The 10,532-nt window shown below is 67.7% G+C and carries 10 protein-coding genes; 7 read left to right on the forward strand and 3 right to left on the reverse strand.

Translation table 11 applies throughout. The annotated features are described in order from the left end of the window. Positions 1 to 37: 37 nt before the first annotated feature. Positions 38 to 1,633, reverse strand: coding sequence for an AMP-binding protein (locus tag ACOACQ_RS06500; protein ID WP_378595974.1), 1,596 nt, complete (start codon positions 1,631 to 1,633; stop codon positions 38 to 40). Positions 1,634 to 1,825: 192 nt separating this feature from the next. Here ACOACQ_RS06500 and ACOACQ_RS06505 point away from each other — a divergent pair, with 192 nt between their 5' ends. After that, positions 1,826 to 2,614, forward strand: a complete 789-nt coding sequence (locus tag ACOACQ_RS06505) for an enoyl-CoA hydratase/isomerase family protein (protein WP_378595975.1) — start codon at positions 1,826 to 1,828, stop codon at positions 2,612 to 2,614. 91 nt (positions 2,615 to 2,705) lie between these two features. Here the strand turns inward: ACOACQ_RS06505 and ACOACQ_RS06510 are convergent, their stop codons facing one another. After that, the gene (locus ACOACQ_RS06510) at positions 2,706 to 3,566 is read right to left on the reverse strand and encodes an MBL fold metallo-hydrolase (RefSeq protein WP_378595976.1); all 861 of its coding nucleotides are present in this window, start codon (positions 3,564 to 3,566) and stop codon (positions 2,706 to 2,708) included. Between the two features lie 190 nt (positions 3,567 to 3,756). Here ACOACQ_RS06510 and ACOACQ_RS06515 point away from each other — a divergent pair, with 190 nt between their 5' ends. Then, on the forward strand, positions 3,757 to 4,563 hold the full coding sequence (locus ACOACQ_RS06515; protein WP_378595977.1) for an alpha/beta hydrolase: 807 nt from the start codon (positions 3,757 to 3,759) through the stop codon (positions 4,561 to 4,563). 31 nt (positions 4,564 to 4,594) lie between these two features. Here the strand turns inward: ACOACQ_RS06515 and ACOACQ_RS06520 are convergent, their stop codons facing one another. Further along, positions 4,595 to 5,464, reverse strand: coding sequence for an MBL fold metallo-hydrolase (locus tag ACOACQ_RS06520; protein ID WP_378595978.1), 870 nt, complete (start codon positions 5,462 to 5,464; stop codon positions 4,595 to 4,597). A gap of 239 nt (positions 5,465 to 5,703) precedes the next feature. On the opposite strand from ACOACQ_RS06520, the gene ACOACQ_RS06525 reads away from it, so the two are divergent. The 5 genes from ACOACQ_RS06525 (at position 5,704) to ACOACQ_RS06545 (ending at position 10,532) form a co-directional block, all read left to right on the forward strand. Beyond that, positions 5,704 to 6,300, forward strand: a complete 597-nt coding sequence (locus ACOACQ_RS06525; protein ID WP_378595979.1) for a TetR/AcrR family transcriptional regulator — start codon at positions 5,704 to 5,706, stop codon at positions 6,298 to 6,300. An 87-nt stretch (positions 6,301 to 6,387) separates the two neighbouring features. Continuing rightward, entirely contained in the window at positions 6,388 to 7,575 is a 1,188-nt protein-coding gene (locus tag ACOACQ_RS06530; protein ID WP_420287904.1) for an acyl-CoA dehydrogenase family protein, read from the forward strand. Then, a complete protein-coding gene (locus ACOACQ_RS06535; RefSeq protein WP_420287905.1) occupies positions 7,575 to 8,606 on the forward strand; it encodes a phosphotransferase family protein in 1,032 nt (343 codons plus the stop codon). Before ACOACQ_RS06530 ends, ACOACQ_RS06535 begins: the two co-directional genes overlap by 1 nt. Before the next feature lie 362 nt (positions 8,607 to 8,968). Beyond that, the gene (locus ACOACQ_RS06540) at positions 8,969 to 9,727 is read left to right on the forward strand and encodes an MlaE family ABC transporter permease (RefSeq protein WP_378599394.1); all 759 of its coding nucleotides are present in this window, start codon (positions 8,969 to 8,971) and stop codon (positions 9,725 to 9,727) included. Position 9,728: 1 nt separating this feature from the next. Then, positions 9,729 to 10,532 (forward strand): MlaE family ABC transporter permease, encoded by an 804-nt coding sequence (locus tag ACOACQ_RS06545; RefSeq protein ID WP_420287906.1) that lies wholly within the window; start codon positions 9,729 to 9,731, stop codon positions 10,530 to 10,532.

Here is a 10,532-nt window from a genome sequence, read left to right on the forward strand (position 1 = left end):
TCCAGCCTACCGGATGACAGCGCCTAAACCATTTCGCCTATGTTTCTCCGTGCTGACGATCCGACTCGTTCGGCTCGCTCGAGTCGTCGTCTTGCGCGCAAGCGCGAAGCTTGAACTTCTGGATCTTTCCGGTCGCGGTCTTCGGGAGGTCGCCGAAGACGACTCGCTGCGGCGCCTTGAATCTCGCGATGCGCTGTTTGACGTGGGCGATGAGCTCGGCCTCCGTGGCGCTGCCCCCCGGACGCAGCGCGACGTGCGCGATGACTGCCTCGCCCCATTCCGGATCTGGCACACCGACAACGGCGGACTCGAGGACGGCTGGATGGGAGTCGAGGGCCTGCTCGACCTCGATCGAGGTGATGTTCTCCCCTCCGGAGATGATCACGTCCTTCTCGCGGTCGCGGATCTCCACGTATCCGTCCTGGTGCAGCACTCCGAGGTCGCCGGTCCGGAACCACTCGCCGTCGTGCGCCGCCGCGGTGGCCCCAGGGTCCTTGTAGTAGCCGAGCATCACGTTGTTCCCACGGAACTGGATCTCCCCGACGGTGGTCCCGTCTGCGGGCACGTCGCGTCCGGATGCCCGGACGCGCAGCGGCTGGCTGATGACGTTGGCTACGCCCTGACGCGCCTTGAGGCCGGCACGCTCCTCGGCGGGGAGCGTGTCCCACTCCGGGCGCCAGTCGCAGATGGCGGCGGGCCCGTGGGTCTCGGTGAGCCCGTAGACGTGGACCACCTCGATGCCGAGAGCGCCGAGGGTGCCAAGAAGCGCTGGAGACGGTGGCGCGCCGCCGGTGGCGACGGTCACCGCGTGCTCCAGTCGCCGCCCTTCGGCGAACGCGGCCAGTCGATTGAGGACCGTCGGCGCTGCGCACAGGTGCGTGACTCCGCCTTCCAGTGCTTGCCAGATTGCCTCCGGGTCGGGCCGCTCGAGCAGCACGTGACGGCCGCCGGCGGCAGTAATGGCCCAGGGGAACGTCCACCCGTTGCAGTGGAACATCGGCAGTGTCCACAGGTACGACGACCGCGCGGTGACCCCGAGGTGCATCACCATCGCCATCGACTGCAGGTAGGCGCCGCGATGCGAGTACATGACGCCTTTCGGCCGTCCGGTCGTACCGCTGGTGTAGTTGAGCGCGATCATGTCCGTCTCGTCGGGTACGTCCGTGCGGAGCTCCGTCGCCTGTGAGACCAACTGCTCGTACTCGCTGTCGTCTCCAGCGACAAGGAGCAGGGGGGGAGTGACGAGTTCCTTGGCGGCCTCTTCGGCAAGCCGCCTCAGTGACCTGTCGACGATCAACACGCTGGTGCCGGCGTGCTCGAGGATGTAGCGCAGCTCCGCGGCGCTCAGGCGGGTGTTGAGTGCGTTCAGCACGCCCCCCGCCCAGGGGACGGCGAAATGCGCCTCCAGCATCGCCAGGGAGTTCGGCGCCAGCACCGAGACCCGGCCGCCCGGCCGCAGGCCGAGGTCGACGAGCATTCCAGCGGCCCGGGCGGCGCGGCCCGCGAGCTCGGCGTAGGTGAGCGAGCTGCCCGCCGCCTCGACGGCTGTCCGGTCCGCGTGGACGGTGGCCGAACGGGTGAGGAAGTCGGTCGGCGCGAGCGGCGTCACGACCGGTTTGAGGGCGTCGCTCATGACAGAGGTGTATACCATATGCATGCGTTGAAGGAACAGCCTCCCGAACCTCGTCGACGCTGAGTGTCGACAGAGGCAAAACGTGTTTGCTAATGTCACAGGATGCGCCGCCATGGCGCGGAGTCCGTTGCGGCCGTGGTGCTGCACACCCGACATCCCACAGAAGGGCGCTCGCCCGCTAAGGAGCCAGTCATGCCGCACCTGCACTACTCGATCCAGGACTCGGTGGCAGAGTTCGTCCTGGACAACCCGCCGCAGAACCGCATCGGCGACCAGATCTGCGAGGAGCTTCTCGCGGCCATTGACCGAGCTCATGTCGACGGCGCCAGGGCCATCCTGCTCCGTTCGGTGGGCGACGACTTCAGCTGTGGTGGCGACATCACGCCGTGGCCGGACATGGAGCTGGCCGAGCTCCGAGGCAAGTTCGAGGGCTACATCTCCGCGTTCAACCGGTTGGAGCGCGTCCCGCTGCCAGTCATCTCCGCGGTGCGCGGCCTGTGCTCGGGCGGCGGTTTCGAGCTGGCCCTGCGCACCGACGTCATCTTCGCGGGCGAGTCGGCGAGGTTCGCGCACTCGGAGCAGACGATCGGAATCGTCACCCTGCTCGGCGGCGTCTATCGAGTCGCGGCCCGAGCGGGACGCGCGCGGGCCCTCGAATGGGCGATGACGTCCGAGCAGGTCGACGCCCGTCGGATGGCTGAGGTGGGGATCGTGAACCACGTCGTCCCTGATGACGAGGTGGAGGATCGGGCGCGCGCGTTGGCGGTTCGTCTCGCCGCCGGTCCGACTCGTGCTCATGCTGCCCACAAGGCGCTCCTGCGGACCTGGGAGGCGGTCGGTGCGCTGGGGACCGACGACGCCATGTTCGACATCGCGATGCCGCTCTTCGAGACCGAGGACGTCCGTAAGGTCCTGCCCGCTGCGGTCGACGCCTACGTCTCCGGTGCGCCCCGTCCGGCGTTCGAGTTCCAAGGCCGCTGACCCCCTGGAGCCTCCTGCTCGTCCCTCCTGTCGTTAGGGACGAGCAGGAGGGACGGCGCCCTGCTGCGCCGGGAGTGCACTGCGCTCGTTGCTATGCCCCGGGCGCGGGGAACAGCGTGATCGCGGCGCCCCACAAGGCGCCGGGGTTGATCCGGTCGGGGTGCCGGGCGAGCATTCCGTCGTAGAAGGTCTGCGCATCCCTCGCGCTGTCCAGCAGTTCGCGTGCATCTTCGAGGTAGCGTCGAGTGTCGTCGATCTGGGCGGGGTCGTTCGGTGCGTCGGGCGCCTTGTGGCCGGCGACCACGGCGCGGGGGGCGAGGTCTGCGGCGACGTCGAGCGCGGCGAGCCATGAGTCGATTCCCGGTATTCCGCCGGACTCGGTGAGGTAGGGGTGAACGCCGTTGTACACCGCGTCGCCCGCCACGAGCAGGCCGATGTCGGCGACGTGGAGCATGGTCGTGTCGTCGGTGTCCGTGTGGCCGACCTCGACCGGCTGCAACTGGACGCCTTCGAGCTGGAAGCCGTCTGCCCCGATCACCTGCACGTCGAGCTCGCCGACCGGCAGCTGGCCCGGGAAGATCTTGTCCCAGAAGCTGGCTCGGAACTCAGGGGAGCCCTGGATCTTCATCATCCGTTGCGTGTCTGCAGTGGCGTAGACGACCGCGTCGGGGAATCGCTCGACGAGGGCGATCGCTCCGAGCCAGTGGTCGGCATGTCCGTGGGTGATGTAGATGCCCGTCAGCTGTCGCTCGGCCGCGAGCACCCAGTCAACGACGGCCTGCGCCTGCGTGCTGGTCATCGGTGGGTCGACCAGGATCGCTTGTTTGCGCCCCATGATCAGGGTGCTGGAGATGGGCGACCACATTCGGGTGCTGCCGTCGGGCAGCGGCCCTCGCCCCGACTGGGGTATCTGGGGCTCGACGTGGACCTCGTACTGGAGCTCGGTCGCCATGGTCTGTCTCCTCTCGCCGCGCGATCTGCGCGTAAACGCAAGTGTAACGAAAACACCTCTGTCACATAAGACTTCAGGCTCCTCTCGCGCGAGCGTGTGCGGGCTGAGCGTCTCGATGGCTCACGATTGCTCCGGGAACATAGGCGAAAAGGGTATGCATATGTCGTACGGGCGCCGTACCATTCGTCGAGTGACCGGCTACATCGACTACATCACTGGAACAGCTGCCGATCCGGACGATTGCGACATCGAACTGGTCAGCGGACAGGCGCGATCGAGCGGTGGGGAGGTGGCGCTCCTCTTCGTGCACGGCCTCGGGCATGGCGCTTGGTGCTGGGACCGGTGGCAAGCTCTGGCTGTGGATCGGGGAGTCGACAGCTGGGCGCTGTCTTGTCGCGGTCACGGGGGCAGCGGGGGAACCGTCCGTGGGGCGACCATCTCGGCCTATGTTCGCGATGTGCGTCGGACCGTCGAGCATCTCGCGCCCCGGCCGGTCGTGCTGGTGGGTCACTCGCTCGGAGGGCTGGTGGTCCAGCGACTCATGGCCGAGGGCGTCTCGAGAAACGTGCGCGGAGCGGTCCTGGTGTCCTCGATTCCGAGCGGGCCCGCGTTTTCGAGCGTCTTTGCCGTGGCGACACGCCATCCCGTCCAGGCGATGCGTTTCATCGCCGGTCTTCCGATGCGCCTGCCGAAACGATTGATCTTCGCCGACGCGAGCGGCCACGAGGGGGAGATGAAGCGCTTGCAGGCCGACTCGCCGCTGGTCCAGTACCAGTTGCTGTTCCATCGTCGACCCGCGGTCACCGACAAGCCTGTCCTTGTCATCGGCGGCGCCGATGACCGCCTGGTGCCGCTCGCCACTCAGCTCCGCACTGCTCGACGCTATGGAGCGGAGACTCTGGTGGTCGACGACGCCGGCCACGACGTGATGCTCGAGTCGTCCGGTGATCGCGCACTCGACGAGATCCTTGGGTGGTCCGAACGGCTCCCCGCGTAGGGCTCGTTCCGCCCGGCCCGGGACTCCGGCATCAAGCGCCGTGGGCCGCCTTCGCTGCCGCCCAGGCTGACCCGGGGTTCGCTCGGTGCGGGTGCTTGTCGAGGAGGGCGGCGTAGAGCTCCTCGGCGGTAGTGGTCCTCTCGCGCAGCGCGTCGAAGTCCTGGAGGTAGGCCAATGTCTCGGCGATGTCTGACGGGTCGTCCGGGTAGTCGCTGTGCTTGTGTCCCGCGACGACGACTCGGGCGTCGAGCTGCGCGAGCCGCTCGAGGGCGGCTCGCCAGTTCTCTCGCGTCTCGGGCGTGGTCTCGGCGAGGTAGGGGTGCGTGTGGTTGTAGACGACATCGCCACCGACGATCAACCTCAGGCTGGGCACCCACACGACCGTCGTCTCTTCGGTGTCGGTGAAACCGGTGGGGATGATGTGAAGCTCATGGCCGTCGACCTCAAGCACTGCGGAGTCGATGACGTCCGGCACTTGCAGCGGCGAAGGAAGCTCGCCGGGGAACAGCCGCTCCCAGAACCCGTGCAACATCTCCGGTGAGACATGCCTCCTGGCTTGCGTGACGCTTCCGGCCGTCGCGACGGCTGTGGCCGTCTCGAACCGGTCGAGCAGCTGTCCGACGCCGAAGAAGTGGTCCCCGTGGCCATGGGTTGCGTAGATCCGCGTCAGGTTGCGGCCGGAGGAGGCGACCCAGTCGGCGAGCTCCTCGTTCTGCGCCGCCGTCGTGAAGGTGTCGATCAGGATCGCGTCGCGCGGTCCGTAGACGAGCGTTGCCGTGTTCGTCACCCATTGAAGGTCGCTCGGCCCATAGGGGAGATCGCGCGTCAGCGAGGGACGGCGCTTGACGAGGACGGTGTGCTTCAAGCTCTCGTCACTGCTACCGGGCCAGTCGGTGGCCATCACTGTCTCCTTTTGTGTGCGGCATGACGAAACGTTGTGTCGCCATCGGGCTCCGCCCGGTGACGACTCTATCGCATCAACGCAGTCATACGACTTACGCATCTGTCACGGGCGTCGACCCTCGCGCCCAAGGGTCCGGCGCTGCAGGCGGTGATGGCCTCGCTGGCGTACGTCGAGCGTGTCCGGGGTTCGGGGAGTGCCGCGGCTGACGTGCGCGCCGTCGGACCTAGTGTGGGGGCGTGTCGACCCTTGCGAGTGCCGCCGATCCGGCTCCCTTGCCGCGTGTGCTCGCCAGCGCGCTGACGGCGTTCGCCGAGCAGGGCTACCACGGGACGAGCATCCGTGACATCGCCGCAGGTGCAGGACTGTCCGTCCCTGGGCTGTACCACCATTACCGGTCCAAGCAGGACGTCCTCATGGCGCTGATGATCGCTGTCATGGACGACCTGCTGTGTCGTACCCGCACGGCGCTCGCGGGTGCGAGCGGCGCCACCCCGGCGGCCCGTTTCGATGCGTTGGTCGAAGCATTGCTGAGGTTTCACCTCGAACGCCAGGCGGAGGCCTTCGTCGCCTCGAGTGAGATCCGCAGCCTCGAGGGTGAGAACCGCTCCCGGTACGTCGCGCTGCGTGACCAGCAGCAGCAGATGATCACGGACGTGGTTGGCGAGGCGGTTGCGGCAGGCGCCTTCGACGTCCCGCACGTCGAGGATGCCTCCCGTGCCGTGGCGACGCTGTGCATCGGGGTGGCTGGCTGGTACCGCCCCGATGGTGCGTTGTCCCAGGACGAGCTCGTCGAGCGCCATCTCGTCCTGGCCCGGCGGCTCGTCGGCGCCTGACGGCCGCCTGGTTGACGGTCGGACCGGCTGATGGCACTCTGGGCACGACCGAGCGATCGCTCGGTCGGGTCGAAAGGTTGGTCGCCGGTGCCGAACGAGATCGAGAACCTGGTCGCTGCGACGGATGAGTTCATCCGTCGGGAGGTCCTGCCCATCGAGGACGAGCACGACGGCGACGTCGAGCTCGCCGGGGGCGAGCGTCTCCGCGCTGAGCTCCAGACCAAGGCGCGTGCCGAGGGCCTGTTGTCGCCACACGGCCCGGTCGACTGCGGTGGGCTCGGTCTCGGCATGGTGGACCGTGCCCCCGTCTTCGAGGCGGCCGGCCATGGACTCTTCGGCCCGATGGCGCTCAACATCAACGCCCCGGATGAGGGCAACATCCATTTGCTCGACCACGTCGCGACCGCCGCGCAGCGGGACCGTTTCCTGGCGCCGTTGGTCCGTGGGCGGGTGCGCTCGGCGTTCGCGATGACCGAGCCGGCGCCGGGCGCCGGCTCCGACCCCTCGATGCTGGCCACACGGGCGACGAAGGTCGACGGGGGCTGGGTCATCAACGGCCACAAGCACTTCATCACCGGTGCCGACGGTGCCGGCTTCTTCATCATCATGGCTCGGACCAGCGGTGAGGTGGGCGGACTCGGTGGAGCGACGATGTTCCTCGCTCCCGCTGAGGCGCCCGGCCTCGAGGTGGGACGCCACATCGGGACGGTCGACAGGTCGATGCTCGGTGGGCACTGCGAGATGCGGTTCACCGACGTCTTCGTTCCCGATGAGGACGTCCTGGGTGGCGTGGACGAGGGCTTCCGCTACGCGCAGGTCCGGCTCGGCCCCGCCCGGATGACGCATGTGATGCGATGGTCGGGTGCGGCACGGCGTGCCCACGAGGTCGCGGTGCAGCACGTCGCGGGCCGCGAGGCCTTCGGCGGCCGACTGGCTGACCTGGGGATGATGCAGCAGATGATCGCCGACAACGAGATTGACCTCGCGGCGACCCGTGCCCTGCTCCTGGTCGCGTGCCGCGAGCTCGACGACGGAGGGCGGGCCTCGGAGTCGACCTCGATCGCGAAGACCTTCGCGGCCGAAGCACTGCACCGTGTCGTCGATCGCGCCACCCAGATGTGCGGCGGACTCGGCGTCTCGCGCGACCTGCCGGTTGCACGCATCGCCCGCGAGATCAGGCCTTTCCGGATCTACGACGGCCCGTCCGAGGTGCATCGCTGGTCGATCGCCAAGCGTGCCGTCCGCCGCATCGCGGGCGAGTCTGGCCAGCGTTGATGAGTAACCTCTCCGCAGCGCAGCTGGACGCGGTCGCCCACCTGATGGCCGAGGCGGGTACGCCGACCGCCGGACCGCTCGAGGCCGTGTTGATCGCCGGTGGCCGGTCCAACCTCACCTACGCGATCACCGACGGAGCCCGTCGCTGGGTCCTGCGTACCCCTCCGCTCGCCGGCCGCACCGCGTCGGCCCACGACGTGGCGCGCGAGCACCGGGTCACCGCAGCCCTGATGGGCACCGACGTCCCGGTCGCCGACGCGGTGCTCATCCACGAGGCCGAGGACGTGCTCGGGGTGCCGTTCACCGTGAGCGCCTTCGTCGACGGGGTCGCGATCCGCACCCAGGCCGACCTGGCGACGTACGACGACCAGGGGCTGGCGGTGGTCATGGACAGCATGCTCACCACCCTCGCCACCCTGCACCGGGTCGACCACGTGGCCGTCGGCCTGGGGTCGTTCGGACGCCCCGACGGGTACGCCGCCCGGCAGCTGCGCCGCTGGTCGGGCCAGTGGGAGACAGTGGGGGACCAGCGGCTCGACTCGTTGGCGCAGGAGGTAGCGGCGAAGCTCGCCGCCGCCGTACCGGAGCAGCGTTCCACCTCGGTCGTGCACGGCGACTACCGCATCGACAACGCCCTGCTCGTCGCTCCCGGTTCACCTGACGCGGGCACGGTGGCTGCAGTCGTCGACTGGGAGCTCTCCACCATCGGTGACCCGATCGCCGACGTGGCGATGATGTGCGCCTACCGGCATCCGTGCTTCGACCTGGTCATCGGTGCGCCAAGTGCATGGACCAGTCAACGCTTGCCGACGGTCGAGGACCTGGCGGCGGGTTACGAGCGGGTCGGTGGTGTCGCGCTGGACGACTGGGACTTCCACCAGGCGCTCGGTTGCTACAAGGTCGCGGTGATCTCGGCAGGAATCGACCATCGGCGCCGTGCTGGATCTGGCACAGGCCCCGGTTTCGACACCGCGGGACAGGCAGTCGAGCCCTACCTGGAGCTGGCCAGGTCTTCTGTGCTGACGGCGTAGATCAGGGCGGCAAGGTCATCCATGGCCTTGCCGTTCTTGCTTCCGGTTGGTCGGTCCTCGCAGTGGGCGCTCTGGTCCCACAGCTGGGCGCAATCGTCCTAGAGGTGCCGGTCACAGCTTTCCTAGGGTGGAACGGCCGAGGGCGAGGGCGGCGCGACCGGGAATGGACCGATGAAGTCATCACCGAGATTCACCGTTGACCCTGGAAAGCCGGGGGCACGATGACACGACCCGCGGGCGAGCTTTCTGCGGAGGTGTGGGCGGCGCTCGACGCCCCGAAGCGACAGGGTCCGCAACGTCGAGGACCCGACGGCATGAGCCCCGAGGCTCGCCGAATCGCGCGGGACGCGGTCAGGTCCTCGATGCCCTTCAAGACGTTCTCAACGTTCGGCGATTTCTACGGTTTCGTCGGCAAGGTCTTCAAGCAGATGTTCACGCGGCGCTTTCACTTCCGTGAGTTCGTCTCTCAGGCCTGGTTCATCACCACGGTCTCCTTCGCCCCTGCCCTCCTGGTCGCGATCCCGTTCTGTGTCGTCATCGTCTTCCAGATCAACCAGATCCTCATCCAGATCGGGGCAGTGGACCTGGCGGGTGCGGGCGCGGGCGTGGCGGTGGTGCGGGAGATCGGTCCGATCGTGAGCGTGCTGGTCGTGGCAGGCGCAGGTGCGACCGCCGTCTGTGCGGACCTGGGTTCGCGAAAGATCCGCGAAGAGATCGACGCGATGGTCACGTTGGGCATTGATCCGATCGAGCGGCTGGTCGTCCCGCGGGTGCTGGCCTCGATGGTGGTCGGCGTCGCTCTCAACGGAATGGTGACCTTGGTGGGCCTGCTCGGCGGGTACTTCTTCTCCGTCGTCCTCCAGGGGGCGACGCCGGGGTTGTACCTCGCCGACCTCACACTCCTGATCGGGCTACCCGACTTCCTCGCCTCGGAGATCAAGGCTGCCGTCTTCGGGCTCCTCGCAGGCCTGACCGCCTGCTACCTCGGGCTCAACGCCAAGGGCGGGCCCAAGGGCGTGGGCGAGGCGGTCAACCAGACGGTCGTCTTTGCGTTCATGTTGCTCTTCGCCGCGAACAGCGTGATCACGGCGCTGTTCTTCCAGATCAAGTCAGGTGCCTGAAATGGCGTCCCCCACGAAGTCGCTGCGTGAACTGGGCGACCAGCTCAGCTTCCACGGCAGTGCCTACTCGCACGCACCGCGAGCACTCCGGCACTATCCCAGGGAGATCCTGCGCCAGCTCGCCGAGGTTTCCCTCGGCTCGGGAGCCCTTGCCTTGATCGGCGGAACGGTCATGGTGATCGGCTTTCTGACCACAGCATCAGGGATCGAAGTGGGCCTGCAGGCCTACACGTCCTTCGACAACATCGGTGTCTCGACGTTGTCCGGTTTCTTCTCGGCGTACTTCAACACCCGTGAGGTCGCGCCGATCATCGCGGGCATCGCCCTCACCGCGACCGTCGGCGCGGGCTTCACCGCCCAGATCGGTGCCATGCGGGTCAGCGAGGAGATCGACGCCCTCGAGGTGATGGCCGTTCACCCGGTGCCCTACCTGGTCACGACCCGGATCATCGCGGGGCTGATTGCCGTCGTACCGCTCTTCGCGATCGCGCTGATGATGTGCTGGCTCGCGACGTACCTCGTCGTGACGGTGGGCTACGACCAGGCTCCTGGCACCTACCAGCACTACTTCAGCACCTTCCTCATCACGGGCGACCTGTTCCTGGCCATGGTCAAGGTCGTCCTGATGGCCCTCGTGATCGTGTCGATCTGCTGCTACCACGGCTTCCGCGCGTCCGGCGGACCCGCGGGAGTGGGCGAGGCTGTCGGAAAGGCCGTGCGCTCAGCACTGATCTGCATCATGTTCATCGACCTGATCTTCGCCATCGCCGTCTGGGGTGGACCCTCGGTCCACATCGCGGGGTGA

The sequence above is a fragment of the Nocardioides sp. CPCC 206347 genome (assembly GCF_048654605.1).
Classification (GTDB): domain Bacteria; phylum Actinomycetota; class Actinomycetes; order Propionibacteriales; family Nocardioidaceae; genus Nocardioides.